Here is a 16839-nt window from a genome sequence, read left to right as displayed (position 1 = left end):
AAGCAGGGCGAGGGGCTGGTCGTCTACGAGTGCAATGCCAGCGCCTTCCACGAGCGCCAGGCCGAGCTCGGGCTCATGGAGCAGTTGTCCGGCAGCGATGCCACGCGCGACCTGTTCCTCGAAATGCAGCCGATCATGGCGTTCAACAACCCGCACAACTCGCTCAATTTCGAAGTGCTCTTGCGAATGCGCGGCTCCGACGGCAGCATCATTCCCGCGGGGCGCATTATCGGCGCGGCGGAGAAGAGCGGGATGACCGGCACGATCGACCGCTGGGTGCTGGCTACCACGCTGCAGTGGATTGAAGGCAATCTGGCGGCACTGTCCAACACGCAATTCGTCTGCATGAACCTGAGCGGCGCGTCGCTCAACGACGAGCACTTCATCCAGGACACCCTGGTCACACTCGAAGAGTACCCGGTCGGCGCGCGTTACCTCTGCATGGAAATCACCGAGAGCGTCGCATTGCACGACCTCGATAACACCCGCCGCTTCATCGACCAGATCCGCAGCTGCGGCGTGCGCGTGGCACTGGATGATTTCGGCGCCGGCTACACCTCCTTTTCCTACCTGAAGGAATTGCCGGCGGACGTGCTGAAGATCGACGGCCAGTTCGTGCAGAACATCAATGCCCATCCCGCCAACGTCGCCATCGTGGAAGCGATCGTGAAACTGGCGATGAACCTCGGCATGAAAACCATCGCGGAGTGGGCCGAGGATGCGGCCACGGCCAGGACGCTGGCCGAGATCGGTGTGGATTACGTGCAGGGCTTCGTGGTGGCGCGTTCGCAGCCGGCGCCGCGTATCCTTGAGGCATCTTCGGCGGCCAGCTTCATCAAGGACCCGGCCATGCTCGCGCTGGTGGATGAACTGGGCCAGCTTTCGGATCCAGACGGCGACCGGAACAATGTGCTGAGCTTCAAGGACATGCACTGAGCAGGTCCTTGTCGCAAGGGCTAGAATGCAGGCATGGAAGCCCGTCCCGATCCACGTCCCTGGCATCCGCGGCCGTTCTCGGTCGCCGTCCTCGACAGCGATGAGACCATGGCCGATGCGCTATGCGGCCTTCTCCGCAACAATGGTTTTGCCGCAACTGCCTTCTATGACATTGACTCCCTTGCCGAAGCACATCAAGCGGCATGCTTCGATGCCTACGTGCTGGATTACCTGGCGGACTGGCAACCCGAATCGCATGCGCTGACAGACCTCGTAGCCGCCGTTCGCGGGACCAGCGACGTCCCGATTTTCATCCTCGGTAACCAGATTGCTCCCGAAAGCAACGACAAGCTCGGCGCGATCCTGATGCGGCACAAGGTGCGCTACCTGCTCAAGCCGCTGCGCGCCGACTATCTCGCCCGGCGGGTCGGCGAAGCGATCGCCGAGCACGCCGGGCTTTGACCGTTTTCAGATCCAGCGCCGCACGCGTCCCCGGTAGGCATCGAATTCGCGGCCGAACAAGCGCGCCAGCACGCGCTCTTCGGGCACGATCTGGAAGCGGTTCATGTACAGCACGAACAGCGGCAGCAACGCCGCCGCCGCCAGGCTGGCGAGGTAGAAGGCCCATGCAGCCAGCAACAGCAGGAAACCCAGGTACATCGGGTTGCGGGTCACGCGGTAGACCCCGCTGCTGACGAGCGACGAGGATGAACCGGGATTCACCGGATTGACGGTCGTCTTCGCGCGCCGGAACTGCAGCACGCCGGCGGCGGCGACCAGCGCGCCCGCGAGCGCAAGGAGGGCGGCAAGGGCATGCGTGCCGGTGCTTGCCTGCCAGCGGTCTTCCACTGCCGACGACAGCAAGGCCATCAGGCCCGCAAACAGGAAGACCAGCAGGACAGGCGGGATTTTCAGTTCAAGTCTGGACATGGCGCTCGTGCGTGGCAGTGGAATCATGCCGCACGATACACCTTCCTATTGTGGGAAGGTCAACTCAGTGCGCCGCGGCGGCCTGCCGGGCGAGAAAGCGTGCATACATGCCGGCAGTCTCTTTCGGCGCCTCCATCATCGGCAGGTGGCCGATCCCGGGCAGGACATGCACCTCGGCGTTCTTCAGCCGCTTCTTCAGCACTTCCGCGCCCGATGCGTCGAACACCTGGTCGCTGCTTCCCCATAGCACCAGCGTCCTCGCGCCCAGGCCGCCGATCTGTCCGTCCAGCAGGAAGCGGTCTTTCAGTTGCGCGTGCCACAGGCGCAGGTTGGAATCCGCGTTGCGAACCGCGTTCTCTTGCGCTGCATGCAGGATGGGGTAGGGCAGGAAGGGGCGTTCGGCGAAGACCAGCGAGAGCATCGCCTCGAACTCGCGCGCGTCGCGGGTCACCAGCGGGCTTTTCCCGGCCTCGATCTGCCTGTCCATGCCGCTCGCTTTCGGCGAGCGGATACCGTGCGGCGCGCCGATCAGGGCCACGCTGGCGACGCGTTCCGGGTAGCGTATCGCGAACAGGGCCGCGATGGTGCCGCCCATCGAATTGCCGGCAAGGTGGGCGCGCGTGACGCCGAGCGTGTCCAGCAAGGCCTTCAGGCGTTCCGTTTGCGCGTCGTAGGTGTAGCTGTGGCTGTCGAGGCGGCTGCTTTCGCCGAATCCCGGCAGGTCAGGTACCAGCACCCGGTAGCTGCCCGTGAGCGGCCGCGCGAAATCCACCCAGTGGTCCTTTTCCGCGAAAATGCCGTGCAGCAGCACGAGCGTCTCGCCGCTGCCGCCGTCGAGGTAATGGATGCGGTGCGCATCGACCGTCACTTGCTTTTCGGCGAGCCCGGCGGCGGCGCGGTTGGCCGCGACCAGCGGCTCCTTGAACCAGTGCGGAAAACCGTACCAGGCGGCGGCCAGGGCGAGCGCAATCAGCGTGCAAGCGAGGAAGAGGCGTTTCAAGGTATTCTCCTTTCAATCAATGCCGGGAAGGCTATCGAAATCCGGCCGGGAAAACTTGTACGTTTGGGCTATGCGCGGAACGAATTCAATGATCCTGGGGGAGACCCGGGCGCTGTATGTAGGCGAGCTGCCGGCAACCGGCTGGCACTGCCATGCCGCGCCCGTGCTCCTGATCGGACTGTCCGGCCGCTTCGCCCTGCACCTGCCTGCCGGACGCCAGAGCTGCCGCAGCGCCCTCATCGATTGCGGTGTCGAGCATGTCTTCGATCCCTGCGGCGAGCGCGTCGCCCTGATGTACCTGGAGCCAGACGCCCTGGAAGCGCGCCGTCTGCGCAGCCTGTTCCGGGCGCAGGGCGGGGTGATCTTCGATCCGGCGGCAGCGCCGGTCGCGCGCAGCCATGTCGAAAGCCGCCTGCGCAGCTTCGACCTCGATGCCTTGCTGCGCCATCGCGTTCCCGATCCCGGCGCGCTGGATTTGCGCGTGCAGCACAGCATGAAGTACCTGCGGCTGGTCGGCGCGGCTCCCGCGGGGAGAGAGGGTGCGGCCGATGCGGTCAGCCTCTCCGCCTCGCGCTTCAACCATCTGTTCCGCGAAGAAACCGGCGTCAGCTTCCGCAGCTACCGCGTATGGGCGCAGGTGCGCGCGGCGATGGCGGGCATGGGGCCGCACATCAACCTGACCGAGGCCGCGCTGCACGGCGCCTTTGCCGACTCCTCGCATTTCTCCCGTACCTTCCGCAAGACCTTCGGCATGACACCGTCCACCGTTCTCAAGCCGCTGAAGGAACTCTCCTTCGTTTGAGCCGAACTTAAGCCGGCATGCACGTCTAACCACTCAGTTGTCCCCCTACAATCTGCCGGAGGGTGTGCATGAAGACCAAGGCCGCTGTCGCATGGAAAGCCGCAAGCCCGCTATCGATCGAGGAAGTCGACCTGGAAGGGCCGCGCGCCGGCGAAGTGCTGGTGGAGGTGAAGGCGACCGGGATCTGCCACACCGATTACTACACCTTGTCGGGCGCCGATCCGGAAGGATTGTTTCCGGCGATCCTCGGCCATGAAGGCGCGGGCGTGGTGGTGGAGGCCGGCGAGGGCGTGCGCAGCCTCGCCGCGGGAGACCATGTCATTCCGCTGTACACGCCGGAATGCCGGCAGTGCAAGTTCTGCCTGTCGCGCAAGACCAACCTGTGCCAGGCGATCCGCAGCACCCAGGGCAAGGGATTGATGCCGGACGGCACCTCCCGCTTCTCGCTCAACGGCAAACCCATCCTCCATTACATGGGGACGTCGACGTTCTCCAATTACATCGTCGTGCCCGAGATCGCGCTCGCCAAGGTGCGGCCGGACGCGCCCTTCGACAAGATCTGCTACATCGGCTGCGGCGTCACGACCGGCATCGGCGCGGTGCTGTTCACCGCCAAGGTCGAAGCAGGCGCGAATGTGGTGGTGTTCGGCCTCGGCGGCATCGGCCTGAACGTGATCCAGGGCGCGCGCATGGTCGGCGCCGACAAGATCATCGGTGTGGACCTGAACCCGGGGCGCGAGGCGATGGCGCGCAAATTCGGCATGACGCATTTCGTCAATCCGAAGGACGTCGACAACCTCGTCGACCACATCGTGCAGCTGACCGACGGCGGGGCCGACTACTCGTTCGAATGCATCGGCAACACCCAGGTCATGCGGCAGGCGCTCGAATGCTGCCACAAGGGCTGGGGGCAGTCGGTCATCATCGGTGTGGCCGAGGCCGGCGCCGAGATCAGTACGCGGCCTTTCCAGCTCGTGACCGGGCGCGTGTGGAAGGGATCGGCCTTCGGCGGCGCGCGCGGACGGACCGACGTGCCGAAGATCGTCGACTGGTACATGGAAGGCAAGATCAATATCGACGACCTCATCACCCACACGCTGCCGCTCGACCGCATCAACGAGGGATTCGACCTCATGAAGCGCGGCGAATCCATCCGTTCCGTCGTGATGTACGAATGAACGCGCCCGACCTCGAATTGCTGAGCGAGCACGGCTGCTTCGGCGGCGTCCAGCGCTTCTACCGCCATGGCTCGCAGGAGACCGGACTGCCGATGCGCTTCTCCGTCTACCTGCCGCCCCAGGCGCGCGAGGGCAAGACTTGTCCGGCCGTGTTTTGCCTGGCCGGGCTTACCTGTACCGAAGAGACGTTCATGATCAAGGCGGGCGCGCAGTGCCATGCGGCGCGGGAAGGGCTGGTCCTTGTCGCTCCCGACACCAGCCCGCGGGGCGCCAACCTACCCGGCGAAGCGGACGACTGGGATTTCGGCGTCGGCGCCGGCTTCTATCTCGATGCGACGCAGGCGCCGTGGTCGCAGCACTACCGGATGGAAAGCTACATCACGCGCGAACTGCTCGATATCGCCGACGGACTCTTCCCGCTCGACCGTGAGCGGATTGGCGTCATGGGTCATTCCATGGGCGGGCATGGCGCGCTGGTGCTCGCCTTGCGCCATCCCGGGCTGTTCCGTTCGGTGTCCGCGTTTGCGCCCATCGTCGCGCCCAGCCAGGTACCGTGGGGGCGCAAGGCCTTCGCCAGGTATCTCGGGCCGGACGCAGACGCGTGGCAGGACTACGATGCGTCGGCGCTCATGCGGCAGTGCAAAGCGGCGCCATACCCGGAGGGCATCCTGGTCGACCAGGGTCTGAGCGACAAATTCCTGGACGAACAGCTTCGCCCGGGGCTGTTCGAAGCGGCCTGCATCGAGGCCGGACAGCCGCTGGTGCTCCGCCTGCATCCGGGCTACGACCACGGCTACTACTTCATCTCGACCTTCGTCGAAGACCACCTGCGCCACCACGCGCAACAGCTTGGGATCTGACTCCCTTACAGCTTCGGAATGCGCAGCGTCTTGCTGATCATGAGCGTGCCCGACAGGACGAACATCAGCACCAGCGGATGCAAGGCCAGCGGCCCGAGCTGCCACTGGCCGCCATAGAGCTGGTCGCCGATCCGCCCCTGCCACGCGGCGAAGGCGAGGATGCCGGTCAGTACCACACTGGTGGGGATGGGCGTTCCCTCGAAGTAGGCCACCTTGCCGGAATCGCCGGACATGCTTTCGGCGGTGACGTTGTACCTCGCCAGCCGGCTCACGCCGCAGCACACGAAATACACCAGCGCGATCATGTCGCCGTTGCCCTGCATGCCGGCCGCGAAGGCCAGCACCGCGGGCGCCACGCCGAAGGAAATCACGTCGGCCAGCGAATCCAGTTCGCGGCCCAGCGATGAATGGCGGTTGCGCCAGCGGGCGATGCGGCCGTCCAGGACATCGAAGGCGAAGGCGGCCGGCGCCATCGCGGCGGACAGGTAGAAATCTTCAATGCGGCCGCCGATGAGATATTGCATGGAAAAGAACAGCGCGAGCACGCCGCATGCCGCGTTGGCGAGGGTGAAGAAGTCCGCGAGGTGGAACTCGCGGATCATCGAGAAGTGGCGAGGGCGGCGGTCGGGTGTCTGCATGGTGCGTCTGTTGTCGGGATTCGTTCGTTATAACTAACACGTCGCTTGGCTCGCCGCTTGGAAATGGCACAAACAAGGAAGCAATTGACAGCGCGTGCCGGCTCGCTTAATCTGTACCGAGGGGTACATAAAACGGCGGCGCCGCGAAATGCTCCGTGGAAAACCCGTTGCGAAATTGTCCAGCAGAGAGGAAGCAAGATGAAAAACCGAATTTGTCATACCATCGCGGGTGCACTCGTTGTCCTGTCCGTCTCACAGTCCGCCCACGCCGCAGACAAGGCCAACAAGGCCAACACAAGGCAATGGATAGAACGCGGCAGGTACCTCGTCCAGGTGGCGGGGTGCAACGACTGTCATACGGCCGGTTATGCGCAAAGCGGCGGCAAGCTGCCGGAGGCGCAGTGGCTGACCGGCGACAGCCTGGGCTGGCGCGGCCCGTGGGGAACCACCTATCCCACGAACCTGCGCCTCCATCTCGGCGCGATGACCGAGAAGCAATGGCTGGCGGCAGCCAGGAAGGTCGAGTCGAGGCCGCCGATGCCCTGGTTCGCGCTGCAACAGATGTCGGACGACGACCTGCGCGCCATCCATCGTTTCGTGAAGCATCTGGGCGCGGCCGGTGAGCCGGCGCCGGCCTACGTTCCCCCGAACCGGGAGCCGGCGACGCCCTATGTGCAGTTCCCGATGCCGCCGGGCGCGCGCTGAAATTTTTTGCAGGGAGATCGTATGGACGTCGTCACACTACGCGCACTTGAGGCATTTCCGCGGCAGCTCGAAGAATTCTTTGCGGATTTGCCGGCCGGGTTCCTTGGCTGGAAGCCGGCCTCATGGGAAGGGATTCCGAGCGAACCCTTTTCCGCACTCGAACAACTGTGCCATGTGCGCGACATCGAAATCGACGGGTATCACGTGCGCTTCGAACGGACGCTCAGCGAGGATCGCCCGATGCTGCCGTCGGTCGACGGCTTCGCGCTGGTCGAAGCGCGCTCCTACGCCGCTGCCCGGCCCGGTGAAGTGATCGGGGCCTTTCGCGCGGCGCGGGAGAAGACAGTTTCCCTGCTGCGCGCGCTGCCGCCAGGCGCGTATGAGCGGCCCGCGCACTTCGAGGGATATGGCGACGTCAGCTTGCGCAGCCTGGTGCACTTCCTTTGCAGTCACGACCAGCAGCACCTCGCCGGCTTGCAGTGGCTTCTCGGGCAGTACGCGGCGCCGCGTCGCTAAGGCTCAGCCCCGGGCTTGTCCGGGGCCGCGGATTGCTTTCATCGCTTTCCCCGTATTCCCCGTCTGCGGACGTTTTTTCTCCGCGAATTCCGCCACCAGCGCGTCGATGAACACGCGCGTGCGGGCCGGCATCAGCTTCCTCCCCGGAAAAACCATCCACGCCGGCACGCCGGGCAATTTCCACTCGGGCAGTACACGCCGCAATTCCCCGCTCGCCAGGTGAGGCGCGGCCATGTGGTCGTCGATAGCCGTGATTCCCGCGCCGGCGAGGGCCATGCGCAGCAGCAGCTCCGGCGAGTTGATATGCACCCGGCCGGGCGGCGTGCCGGTCCAGCTTTCGCCGTCGCGCGTCAACTGCCATAGCGCGCTGGCGCTGCTGCGCGTGCTCAGGTGCAGGGCCTGATGTCCCTGCAAGGCATCGGGCGTGCGCGGAATACCGTGGCGTTGCAGGTACGACGGCGCCGCGTACAGGCTGACATCGAACAAGGCCAGCTGGCGCGCGGCGAGGGTGGCGTCATCGGCAAGCGCGCCCATGCGGATGGCGAGGTCGAATCCTTCGCCGACGAGGTCGACGATGCGCGGCGAGACGTCGATGTCCAGCGTGATCAGCGGGTAGGACGCGGCGAATTGCGTGAGCATGGCGGGCAGCAGCAGGTTGGCGAAATCGCCCGGCATCGAAATGCGCAGCCGGCCGCTCGGCGTGAGCTGCCGGTTCTGCGCGAATGCCTGCGCCGCCGAGACCTCCGCCATCACTTGCTGGGCGTGGGTCAGCACGTTGCGCCCGAGGTCGGTGAGGGTGAGCCGGCGCGTCGTGCGCACAAACACCCGCTCGCCAAGCCGGGCTTCGAATTCCGCCAGCCGCCGCGAGAGCGTGGACTTGGGCAATCCCAGCCGCTCCGCGGCGGCGCTGAAACTCCCTTCCTCCGCCACCCAGGCGAAGATCCACAGGTCCTGCGCATCCAGTTTGTGCATGATTGTCTCGCCAATGGAACAGACAAGCTTATTTTAGCTATTTTTTTCCGTTTTCTTCATCAATAGAATGCCTCTGCATGTGCACAACGAAATGTGCGCTGAAGGCAGCGTACGGTGCGAGCGCCGGAACGCATCCGTATCCACATTGACAGGAAACCACCATGACCACGACTTCTTCAAGCCCCGCTTCCTATATTGCCGGCCGCATTGGGCTCGCCAGCCTCTTCATCGTCTCGGGAACGATGAAGGCTTTGTCCTTCAACGATACCGCCGGCTGGATGGCCGGGGCAGGGCTGCCGCTCGCCTCGACCTTGCTGGCGCTGACGCTCGTCTTAGAGATCGGCGGCGGCCTTGCCCTGGCGTTCGGCATCGCCACGCGCTGGGTCGCGCTGGCATTCGCGGCCTTCCTCGTGCCCGCGACGCTGATGTTCCACCAGTTCTGGGCCGGTGATCCGAGCGGCGACCAGCTCAACCACTTCCTGAAGAACCTGGCCCTGCTGGGGGCGATGTTCGTTGTATCCGCCTACGAGCGCCGCACCGATTCTGTCCGCTGAGCCACCCTCGCCGTAAAGGAATGAACATGACGAAAGTGCTCGTCCTGTATTACTCGTCCTACGGACATATCGAGACCATGGCGCGCGCGGTCGCGGAAGGTGCGCGTGCAGCAGGCGCCCATGCCGACATCAAGCGCGTCCCGGAACTGGTGCCGCTGGACGTCGCCGAGGCCTCGCATTTCAAGCTGGACCAGCCGGCGCCGGTGGCCGAGATCGACGACCTGCGCCATTACGACGCGATACTGATCGGCGCCGGAACCCGCTTCGGCCGCATGCCCGCACAACTGGCCAACTTCCTCGACCAGGCCGGCGGACTGTGGGAAGAGGGCGCGCTGAACGGCAAGGTGGGCGGCGCGTTCACGGCCAGCGCCACCCAGCACGGCGGGCAGGAAGCGACGCTGCTGTCCATGATCGCGAACCTGATGCATTTCGGGATGGTCGTGGTCGGGCTCGATTACGGATTTTCCGGCCAGATGGCCATCGACGAAATCACCGGAGGCTCGCCCTACGGCGCGACGACGATCACCGGGCCGGACGGATCGCGCATGCCGTCCGCCAATGAACTTGCCGGTGCGTCCTACCAGGGCATGAAAGCGGCGCAGCTCGCGGCACGGCTGGCGCGCTGAACGGGCATGGCGGTCGTTCCCGCCGCCATGTCATCCCGGCGCATGGCCCGTCTTCAACCAGCGCACCACCGGGAGCCCGCGCGCCTCGAGGAAAACCGACCAGTAGGTGCTCTTGCAAACCGTTTCCTTGATCCAGGCGCCCCATCTTCCTGTCACCGCGCGGCCCAGCAGGCGGCCTTGCTTGTCCGGGAACTGGATCAGCCCATCCTTCCTGCCCAGGCTCACGCAATGGAACGGGATGGCGTAATCGAACCGTTCCAGCGCGATACCATGTGCTTCGCGCGCGATGTTTTCCGCCACTTGCACGCCCATCGGCATGGCGCTCTTGCAGCCCATCGGCAGGGGATGTCCGGGCGGCGCCAGCGGCCAGGCGATATCGCCCGCGGCGTAAATCTCCGGATGCGATACCGAGCGGAGATAGGGATCGGTGAGCACCTTGCCTTCCTCGGACACCGCCACGCCGGCATCGCGCGGCAAGCCGGGAAATGCGAAGCCGGCAGTCCACACGCACAGGTCGCAGGGAATGGAGAGCAGGTTGGTATCGACAGCGGAAGCAGTGACCCGATGCACGCGCGTTCCCTCGAACACCTGGATGCCGGCCTCCCTGAACCGGCGCTCCAGGTGCTCATGCGCCTGGGGCGACCAGCCGGAAAGGAGCGGCCCGGCCGTCACAAGGCTGACGCCGAGCGCCGGATAGGCCTCCTTGAGTTCGAAGGCCGTCTCGATTCCTGTCAGTCCGCCGCCCACCACGACAATCGCAGCCTCACGCCCGGCCAGGACATCGAGCCGTGCACGCAGTGCCTCGACATTGCCGGGGTTAAGCGGATGCACGTGATCCTCCGCACCGGCAATGCCGGGCGACGCGGTACGCGAGCCCAGGGCGAGCACCAGCCTGTCGTAGCGGATGCTCGTGCCGCCGGAGCTGATCCGCCGTTCGTCCGCGTGGATGGCGTCCACCGTACCCGTGACGACCTTGATCCCCTTCAGGAGCGGTTCCAGCGCCGCGCTCGCCGGCTCCTGCCTGCTGATCGCCTGATGCAGCCGGATGCGCTGCACGAAGCGGGACGCATCGCTGACGAGGGTGACGCTCACGTCGTCCCCGGCACGGGCGGAAAGCCGGGCGGCGCAGACGACGCCCGCGTAGCCCCCGCCCGCCACGACCACGTTCAGGGGCCGCGCCGTCACTTTGCCGCCTTTTGCGCTTGCGCCTTGATAGCGGCGGCGGTAGCCGCGTCGAACATCCTGTCGGTCACGTGGGTTCCCTCGCGGGTCCAGTGGCTGACGATGCTCGCAAAGCGTTGGCCATAGCGGAAGCCGGTCTGCAGGTCGGCGCTGTGCGCAGCCTCTTCTGCGACGCTGGCGCGCGGCTGGCTCATCGGTCCCAGGAAGGCACCCAGGCGGTTCATGTCGCTCTCGGAGCCGCCGCTCCAGTTGTTCCCGGGATGGTCGCCCATCGGCACCCAGAGCATGCCCATCTGCGCGGCAAAGACCAGGAGCTGGATCTGGGTATTGGTCTTGTCGCCGTTGATGGAGGCCGAATTCGTGAAGCCGCCGGCGAACTTGTCCTTCCATGCCTGCTTGGCCCACGGCATGAAAGCTGCTTCCATGAATGCCTTGAAGGGCGTGCTGACCATGCCCATGAGGGTAGGGCAGCCGAAGATGATGCCGTCGGCCTGCTGCAATTCCTTGGCAATGCCTTCATCTTCCCAGCGCAATTTGGCATTGATCTGTTGGGAAGTAATGCGCTGCAGCGACACCTTGGCGCCGGGCACGCTGGCAGCGCCGTTTCCAATTGCCTCCGCCAGTACCGCCGTATTGCCTCCGCCTGAGTGATAGACGACTGCGATATTTGCCACAATGCTCTCCTTTATGTACCGCGCGGTATAAAAACGGCGTAGAAACGCCCGGCGCGGCGGGCGCGTGCCGCGAAAGAAATACGGAATTACATACTACGCGGTACAAATTAGTGGATGATCCGGCCGGTGTCAAGGTGCAAGCCGTCAATCGCTTGAATACTTTACCATCAGGTATATAATGACCCTATTGAACCGTGAGATTGGAACCCGACATGGCCAGACCGAGATCATTCGACGTCGAAGACGTGCTCAAGAGCGCGGAAGACATCTTTTGGACCAAAGGATTCCGCGGCACTTCGCTCGACGACATCACCGAAGCGACCGGGGTGAACAAGCCCAGCCTGTATGCCGCTTTCGGTGACAAGACCACGCTGTACCTGCAGATCCTGGAGCGTTACCACGCCCGCCTGCTGTACTGGGCGCGCAAGACGCTGAGCGGCGAAGGGCCCGCCGTTCCCGCCATCCAGAAGTGGCTCATGGCATTCGTGCCGGCCTGCAGCGGGGAGGGCGGGGCACGGGGCTGCCTGTCGATCAACGCCTCCATCGACGCGGCCGACGCGGCGCCGGCGGTGGCCGAAGCCATTGCGCGTTACAACCAGGAACTGGTGGACCTGATCGAGCAGGCGCTCGAACGTGCCAAGCGGAACGGCGAGGTGGACCGCGACCTGGATTCAGGCGAAATGGCAAACCTGATCCATACCTTCTACAACGGGCTGTTCGTCACCGGCCGCACGCGTCCGGCGAAGACCCGTACCCGCGCGATGATCGAACTCATCCTCCGCCCCTTGACAGCGGAAGCGGCGTGACGTAATATGTACCTAACGGTACATAAAGAAACCCGCCCGTATTGATCTGCCCGGCGGGTTTCTTTTCCGATAATGTGTACTGAAAAGTACACAACGGAGTTGATGCCCTGTTTCCGAAGGAGACCGAAATGAAGACCATCCAATCCGACTTGCTGGACTACGAATTCGACGCCCTGATCTCCGCGGTACGCCGCGATCTCCGCAGTGCGATGGAAAAAAGCATGAGCGACCCGGATAACGCCGCTTACCACGGCATCAATGCGCGGATGAACATCCGCCTGCTGGAGGCGCTGGCGCCGCGCGCTGCCGCCGAGCAGCGGGAAGAATGGCGTGACCAGCGCGTGCGGTCGAACGCGGCTGCCGGGTTGCCCGCCTGAATCCTCCTGTGCTGCGGCCGGGGGCCCCCGGACGCGGCATTCTTTGCCGGCCTTGGGCCGGCTTTTTTTTGCATCAAACGGTCGCCTTGAGGACCTCGTCGTAAAGCGCCGCGATATCGACATTGGGATTGGCAGCCACGTTGCGCAGCCATTTCTCCCCATTCAGCACGGTCAAGGAGGTGGAGCCTGCGGGCAACCTCGCTTGGAGAATGTCGGCAGGAATCGTCCGCGAGCGCCATGCAACAACACCTGTCACCGGTCTTGCCCACAGCTCCAGCCCGCTGTTGCCGGCGATGCGGTCGGCAAAATCGGAGGCATTCTGCATGCATTGTTCCACCCGCCGCGCCACGCCGTTTCTTCCCCATGCCCACAAAGTTGCCAGCAGCGGCACTGCATTGGCGCCGTGCGAACCGAGAAGGCCGACATTCGGTACCGCGAGATATCCGCCGCCGAAGCTCAGCGCCTGGTGTGCGGCGTTCGCATCCCGGAACAGGACGAAGGCCGATTCCTTCGGCTGGAACAGCCATTTGTGCGCCGACACGGCGACGGAATCGGCTGCCTCGATGCCGTCCAGTACCGCAGCGTGCCGTTGGCTCAAGCGCAGCGGACCGGCCCAGGCCGCATCCTCATGCGTCCACGCCGCCTTTGCCTGCAGCTTGAGCGGATCGACGGCGCCGACGCTGGTCGTGCCTGCAGTCAGAACGAGGCAGGACTTGCTCAGGTCGCCAAGCGAGGAGACATCCATCACACCCGCCGCATCGACATCGACGCTGCGGTACCGCAGGCCGAGCAGGTGTGCGGCCTTGCGTACCGAGAGGTGGGCGGAGGCCGAGGCCACCACTTCCTCCACCTTGCGCAGTTCGCGCGCGGCCCAGATGCCAGTGATGTTGGCGACGGTGGAGCCCGGCACCATGTGGCCGCCGTTCATCCCGAAAAAGGGCGAGAGCCACTGGATGACCTGCGCTTCCAGGTCGCGGGCGGCGGGCGCCGTGTCCGGATGCAGCAGGTTCTGGTTGAGCCGGGCGTTCCATAGCGTGGTAATCCAGCTGATCCAGGGGGTGGGAGGGTCCATGTGGGCAAACGCGAGCGGGCTGTCGAGCCCTCTCGCCTGTCCGAGGACTGCCGCCGCCAGGCCGTCCAGCGTCGCCTGTTCGCCGATCCCGTCTTCCGGCAGGGCCGGCGGGATGGGGCGTTCGGGATGGCGTTCGTGCCAGGACAGTGCCTCGCGCAGGCTCGCGTTACCCATGGTGTCGTTCAGTTCGAAGGCTGCGTCTTTCATCGAGGTACCTCATTTCGCTGGGTTCTAATGTACCGTATGGTACACTAAACTCGCGAATCAAGGATCGCACCCGGAGGAGAGGGCCACGCCGTCTCCGTTTTGTACTTATTGGTATATATTAAGAGAAAGGGCCGGCTATGCGCCAGTTAACTGCAAAGGGACCGAATCAAGTGGAGTGGGTCGAGGTCCCCGATCCTGAGCTGACCAGTCCCAAGGCGGCCATGCTTCGGCCAGTGGCGGTCGGGGTATGTGATTTCGACCGCGGCCTGGTGTCCGGCCGCTATTCCACCTTGCCGTTTCCGATTGCACTGGGGCACGAAATCGTGGCTCAGGTGGTGGAAACCGGCGCCGAGGTCAAGACCTTGCGTCAAGGACAGCATGTGATACTTCCGCTGCACATCTCCTGCGGCGAATGCGCGCCGTGTACCGGCGGCCATACGAACAGCTGCGACGCCCGCAAGCCCCTGTCGAACTACGGGCTGGGCGCGGCCGGCGGCAATTGGGGCGGCGGCATGTCCGACCTGCTGGTGGTGCCGTATGCGGATGCGATGGCGGTTCCCATGCCGGAGGGATTCACGCCGGCAGACTGCGCCGCCCTCGGCTGCAACCTCGTCGACCTCCACCGCACCATGCAGCCGCACCTGCAGGCATTCCCCGACCCGCATGTCCTCATCGTGAGCGGTCATGCCGGGAACATGGCCTTGTACGGCGTTGTCATGGCTCGCGCACTCGGCATCCGCAAGATCGACTTCCTGGACGACGACGAGCGCCGCTTGCAGGCAGCCGCCAGCCTTGGCGCGACAACGGTGCGGATGGGACAGCCGCTGCGCAAGGAGGGCTATCCGATCGTCGTCGATTGCGGCGCCGATCCGGAACGGCTGGCGATCGCGCTGGCCAGCGTGGCGAAGGACGGCGTCTGCACGCCGGTCTGGCCTTACCCCGGCACCGCCGCCGTCCCGATCGGCCAGATGTTCAGGAAGAACGTGACGCTCATCACCGGACAGCCCCATGCGCGCGCACACATGGACCCCGTCCTCCGGCTCATGGCAAAGCACGGGTTCGGATCGAAGTCCATCCCCGTCGAGGTGCTGCCGTGGGATTCGGCCGACCAGTTGTTCGGCCGCGGCGAGGTCAAGCGTATCTTTGTTCGCGACTCGCTTCCCTGACAGTCGCGTTCTGGCCGAGCGGCAAGAACACCCGGGCAGCGCCGTCGACGCAAGCTACCGAGTCGATGACGGCGCCGGGAACGGGGCCGGTCACATCGAGCACGGCCACGCCGAAGCCTTTTGCCGTCTCCAGCGTCAACTGCACGATGTTGAGGCCGGAGGCGGCAAGGCGGTCGTTCACCTGCATCAGCACGCCGGGTTTGTCGGTATGGATATGGACGATCCGCGTTCCGCGTGCCGCCGAATCCAGGCTGACCTGCGGCAGGTTGACGCAGCCCTGTGTCGTTCCCCGCGCAAGATAACCCGCGATCTTTTCCGAGACTTCGAAGCCGAGGTTGCGCTGCGCCTCGATGGTCGAACCGCCGATGTGCGGCGTGAGGATGACGTTGTCGAATGCGCGCAGCGGCGATTCGAAGGCATCCTGCCGTGTGGCGGGTTCCACCGGGAACACGTCCAGCGCCGCGCCGCGCAGACGCCCGCTTTGCAGCGCGTCGCACAGTGCCTCTATGCACACCGCCTTGCCGCGGGCGAGATTGATGAGCACCGCATCCTGCTTCATCGCCTCGAAGGCGGCGGCATCGATCATGCCCTCGGTCTCCGGCGTGCCGGGAACATGAAGGGTAATCACATCGGAAGCGGCCAGCAGCGCCTGCAAAGACGGCATGCGCGAAGCGTTCGACAGCGGCAGCTTGGCCTCGATGTCATAGAAGACGACCTGCATTCCCAGCGCCTCGGCCAGCAGACCGGTTTGCGTGCCGATCTTCCCGTAACCGATGATGCCCAGCGTCTTGCCGCGCAGTTCGCTTGAGCCGCGCGCATCTTTCAACCATTTCCCCGAACGCGCCGCCGCGTGGCGCTCGGGAATGCGGCGCAGCAGGTGGATGGCGTGGCCGATCACCAGCTCGGACACGGAGCGTGTGTTGGAAAACGGCCCGTTGAATACCGGGACGCCGCGCGCAGCCGCCTCGTCCAGCGCGACATTGTTGGTGCCGGTGCAGTAGGTGCCGATGGCCAGCAGCTGTGTTGCCGCCGCCAGTATCTCTGCGTCTACCTGCGTGCGCGACCGGATGCCGAGGACGTGGACATTGCCGATGCGGCACAGCAGCGCCTCGCGGCTGGGCGCGCCGCTGTCGCGTTCGACGACCACATCGCCGAAGTGAGAGAACGCGCGCTCGGCGCTTTCATGGATATCTTCCAGCAAGAGTACGCGGAGCGGGCCTTCAAACGCGGGCGGGGGGAGGGTCATCAGTATTCCTTTTTGCGGTAAGAGTGATTGGACTTAGGCGGCCGCCGCCTTTCGCGGCACCGTCCCATCGGGGAATTCATCGAAGAATCCGAAGTGCAGCATGCGTCCGATGCCGGCGGCGATGAGCTGGAATTCATGTGCGGCTTCCTTGCCGAACAGGCGCTCGGTATGCGCCTTCCAGAGTTCCAGCCAGCGCGTGAAATGGCTGCGGGTAATGCCGTTCAAGGCCATGTGCTTGTCATACACGTTGCCGCGAAAGCTGTGGGTATGCAGCACGACCGTGCTCCAGAAGTCGACCATGCGATCGAGGTGCTCCTCCCAATGGCCGGCGAGGACGGCGTCGAATACAGGTCCGAGTTCCGGGTCCGCCCGGACATCCGCATAGAAATCAC

General features: G+C 64.7%; 21 protein-coding genes. 12 read left to right on the top strand and 9 right to left on the bottom strand.

Going from position 1 to position 16839, the window contains the following annotated elements; genetic code table 11:
- Together VFF99_RS00205 and VFF99_RS00200 are read left to right on the top strand one after the other, a co-directional pair.
- The coding region (locus VFF99_RS00205) for an EAL domain-containing protein (RefSeq protein WP_325013888.1) at positions 1-936 on the top strand (936 nt) is incomplete at its 5' end.
- Between the two features lie 33 nt (positions 937-969).
- A complete protein-coding gene (locus VFF99_RS00200) occupies positions 970-1398 on the top strand; it encodes a hypothetical protein (protein ID WP_325013886.1) in 429 nt (142 codons plus the stop codon).
- A 6-nt stretch (positions 1399-1404) separates the two neighbouring features.
- Here the strand turns inward: VFF99_RS00200 and VFF99_RS00195 are convergent, their stop codons facing one another.
- Positions 1405-1866 (bottom strand): methyltransferase family protein, encoded by a 462-nt coding sequence (locus tag VFF99_RS00195; RefSeq protein ID WP_325013883.1) that lies wholly within the window; start codon positions 1864-1866, stop codon positions 1405-1407.
- Between the two features lie 64 nt (positions 1867-1930).
- Positions 1931-2866: an alpha/beta fold hydrolase gene (locus VFF99_RS00190; protein WP_325013881.1), complete on the bottom strand. Its 936-nt coding sequence runs from the start codon at positions 2864-2866 to the stop codon at positions 1931-1933.
- Positions 2867-2954: 88 nt separating this feature from the next.
- Here VFF99_RS00190 and VFF99_RS00185 point away from each other — a divergent pair, with 88 nt between their 5' ends.
- The 3 genes from VFF99_RS00185 to fghA all read left to right on the top strand — a co-directional run bounded on the left by VFF99_RS00185 (position 2955) and on the right by fghA (position 5706).
- Complete coding sequence (locus tag VFF99_RS00185; protein WP_325013879.1) at positions 2955-3668, top strand: helix-turn-helix transcriptional regulator; 714 nt, start codon at positions 2955-2957, stop codon at positions 3666-3668.
- 68 nt (positions 3669-3736) lie between these two features.
- Complete coding sequence (locus tag VFF99_RS00180) at positions 3737-4846, top strand: S-(hydroxymethyl)glutathione dehydrogenase/class III alcohol dehydrogenase (protein WP_325013877.1); 1110 nt, start codon at positions 3737-3739, stop codon at positions 4844-4846.
- On the top strand, positions 4843-5706 hold the full coding sequence (gene fghA, locus VFF99_RS00175; protein ID WP_325013875.1) for an S-formylglutathione hydrolase: 864 nt from the start codon (positions 4843-4845) through the stop codon (positions 5704-5706). Before VFF99_RS00180 ends, fghA begins: the two co-directional genes overlap by 4 nt.
- 5 nt (positions 5707-5711) lie before the next feature.
- Here fghA and pssA read toward each other — a convergent pair whose 3' ends face one another.
- Positions 5712-6344, bottom strand: a complete 633-nt coding sequence (gene pssA, locus VFF99_RS00170) for a CDP-diacylglycerol--serine O-phosphatidyltransferase (protein ID WP_325013873.1) — start codon at positions 6342-6344, stop codon at positions 5712-5714.
- Positions 6345-6542: 198 nt separating this feature from the next.
- Between pssA and VFF99_RS00165 the strand changes: the two genes are divergently transcribed.
- On the top strand, positions 6543-7049 hold the full coding sequence (locus VFF99_RS00165; protein WP_325013871.1) for a c-type cytochrome: 507 nt from the start codon (positions 6543-6545) through the stop codon (positions 7047-7049).
- Between the two features lie 21 nt (positions 7050-7070).
- Positions 7071-7565, top strand: coding sequence for a DinB family protein (locus VFF99_RS00160; RefSeq protein WP_325013869.1), 495 nt, complete (start codon positions 7071-7073; stop codon positions 7563-7565).
- Positions 7566-7568: 3 nt separating this feature from the next.
- Here VFF99_RS00160 and VFF99_RS00155 read toward each other — a convergent pair whose 3' ends face one another.
- On the bottom strand, positions 7569-8537 hold the full coding sequence (locus tag VFF99_RS00155) for a LysR family transcriptional regulator (protein WP_325013867.1): 969 nt from the start codon (positions 8535-8537) through the stop codon (positions 7569-7571).
- A 161-nt stretch (positions 8538-8698) separates the two neighbouring features.
- On the opposite strand from VFF99_RS00155, the gene VFF99_RS00150 reads away from it, so the two are divergent.
- Entirely contained in the window at positions 8699-9091 is a 393-nt protein-coding gene (locus VFF99_RS00150; RefSeq protein ID WP_325013865.1) for a DoxX family protein, read from the top strand.
- 26 nt (positions 9092-9117) lie between these two features.
- On the top strand, positions 9118-9717 hold the full coding sequence (gene wrbA / locus VFF99_RS00145; protein WP_325013863.1) for an NAD(P)H:quinone oxidoreductase: 600 nt from the start codon (positions 9118-9120) through the stop codon (positions 9715-9717).
- A gap of 30 nt (positions 9718-9747) precedes the next feature.
- Here the strand turns inward: wrbA and VFF99_RS00140 are convergent, their stop codons facing one another.
- Both VFF99_RS00140 and VFF99_RS00135 read right to left on the bottom strand, forming a co-directional pair.
- Positions 9748-10902: an NAD(P)/FAD-dependent oxidoreductase gene (locus VFF99_RS00140; RefSeq protein ID WP_325013861.1), complete on the bottom strand. Its 1155-nt coding sequence runs from the start codon at positions 10900-10902 to the stop codon at positions 9748-9750.
- Complete coding sequence (locus VFF99_RS00135) at positions 10899-11573, bottom strand: flavodoxin family protein (RefSeq protein WP_325013859.1); 675 nt, start codon at positions 11571-11573, stop codon at positions 10899-10901. The genes VFF99_RS00140 and VFF99_RS00135 overlap by 4 nt, the downstream gene beginning before the upstream one ends.
- A gap of 212 nt (positions 11574-11785) precedes the next feature.
- Here VFF99_RS00135 and VFF99_RS00130 point away from each other — a divergent pair, with 212 nt between their 5' ends.
- A complete protein-coding gene (locus VFF99_RS00130; RefSeq protein ID WP_325013857.1) occupies positions 11786-12379 on the top strand; it encodes a TetR/AcrR family transcriptional regulator in 594 nt (197 codons plus the stop codon).
- A 128-nt stretch (positions 12380-12507) separates the two neighbouring features.
- Positions 12508-12756 (top strand): hypothetical protein, encoded by a 249-nt coding sequence (locus tag VFF99_RS00125; RefSeq protein WP_325013855.1) that lies wholly within the window; start codon positions 12508-12510, stop codon positions 12754-12756.
- Positions 12757-12829: 73 nt separating this feature from the next.
- Here VFF99_RS00125 and VFF99_RS00120 read toward each other — a convergent pair whose 3' ends face one another.
- Positions 12830-14035: a pyridoxal phosphate-dependent decarboxylase family protein gene (locus VFF99_RS00120; protein ID WP_325013853.1), complete on the bottom strand. Its 1206-nt coding sequence runs from the start codon at positions 14033-14035 to the stop codon at positions 12830-12832.
- 137 nt (positions 14036-14172) lie between these two features.
- Between VFF99_RS00120 and VFF99_RS00115 the strand changes: the two genes are divergently transcribed.
- Positions 14173-15201, top strand: a complete 1029-nt coding sequence (locus VFF99_RS00115) for a zinc-dependent alcohol dehydrogenase (RefSeq protein ID WP_325013850.1) — start codon at positions 14173-14175, stop codon at positions 15199-15201.
- Here the strand turns inward: VFF99_RS00115 and serA are convergent.
- Positions 15167-16447, bottom strand: a complete 1281-nt coding sequence (gene serA, locus VFF99_RS00110) for a phosphoglycerate dehydrogenase (protein WP_325013848.1) — start codon at positions 16445-16447, stop codon at positions 15167-15169. The genes VFF99_RS00115 and serA overlap by 35 nt on opposite strands.
- 33 nt (positions 16448-16480) lie before the next feature.
- On the bottom strand, positions 16481-16839 hold a 359-nt coding region (locus VFF99_RS00105), incomplete at its 5' end, for a group III truncated hemoglobin (RefSeq protein WP_325013846.1).

The sequence above is a fragment of the Noviherbaspirillum sp. genome (assembly GCF_035654295.1).
GTDB lineage: Bacteria > Pseudomonadota > Gammaproteobacteria > Burkholderiales > Burkholderiaceae_D > Noviherbaspirillum.
This window is presented reverse-complemented; position numbering and strand designations above follow the sequence as displayed.

Coding starts and splice junctions, on each gene's coding strand:
- VFF99_RS00200 (WP_325013886.1), top strand. CDS start 970: ATGGAAGCCCGTCCCGATCCACGTCCCTGGCATCCGCGGCCGTTCTCG.
- VFF99_RS00195 (WP_325013883.1), bottom strand. CDS start 1,866: ATGTCCAGACTTGAACTGAAAATCCCGCCTGTCCTGCTGGTCTTCCTG.
- VFF99_RS00185 (WP_325013879.1), top strand. CDS start 2,955: ATGATCCTGGGGGAGACCCGGGCGCTGTATGTAGGCGAGCTGCCGGCA.
- VFF99_RS00180 (WP_325013877.1), top strand. CDS start 3,737: ATGAAGACCAAGGCCGCTGTCGCATGGAAAGCCGCAAGCCCGCTATCG.
- fghA (WP_325013875.1), top strand. CDS start 4,843: ATGAACGCGCCCGACCTCGAATTGCTGAGCGAGCACGGCTGCTTCGGC.
- pssA (WP_325013873.1), bottom strand. CDS start 6,344: ATGCAGACACCCGACCGCCGCCCTCGCCACTTCTCGATGATCCGCGAG.
- VFF99_RS00165 (WP_325013871.1), top strand. CDS start 6,543: ATGAAAAACCGAATTTGTCATACCATCGCGGGTGCACTCGTTGTCCTG.
- VFF99_RS00160 (WP_325013869.1), top strand. CDS start 7,071: ATGGACGTCGTCACACTACGCGCACTTGAGGCATTTCCGCGGCAGCTC.
- VFF99_RS00155 (WP_325013867.1), bottom strand. CDS start 8,537: ATGCACAAACTGGATGCGCAGGACCTGTGGATCTTCGCCTGGGTGGCG.
- VFF99_RS00150 (WP_325013865.1), top strand. CDS start 8,699: ATGACCACGACTTCTTCAAGCCCCGCTTCCTATATTGCCGGCCGCATT.
- wrbA (WP_325013863.1), top strand. CDS start 9,118: ATGACGAAAGTGCTCGTCCTGTATTACTCGTCCTACGGACATATCGAG.
- VFF99_RS00130 (WP_325013857.1), top strand. CDS start 11,786: ATGGCCAGACCGAGATCATTCGACGTCGAAGACGTGCTCAAGAGCGCG.
- VFF99_RS00125 (WP_325013855.1), top strand. CDS start 12,508: ATGAAGACCATCCAATCCGACTTGCTGGACTACGAATTCGACGCCCTG.
- VFF99_RS00120 (WP_325013853.1), bottom strand. CDS start 14,035: ATGAAAGACGCAGCCTTCGAACTGAACGACACCATGGGTAACGCGAGC.
- VFF99_RS00115 (WP_325013850.1), top strand. CDS start 14,173: ATGCGCCAGTTAACTGCAAAGGGACCGAATCAAGTGGAGTGGGTCGAG.
- serA (WP_325013848.1), bottom strand. CDS start 16,447: ATGACCCTCCCCCCGCCCGCGTTTGAAGGCCCGCTCCGCGTACTCTTG.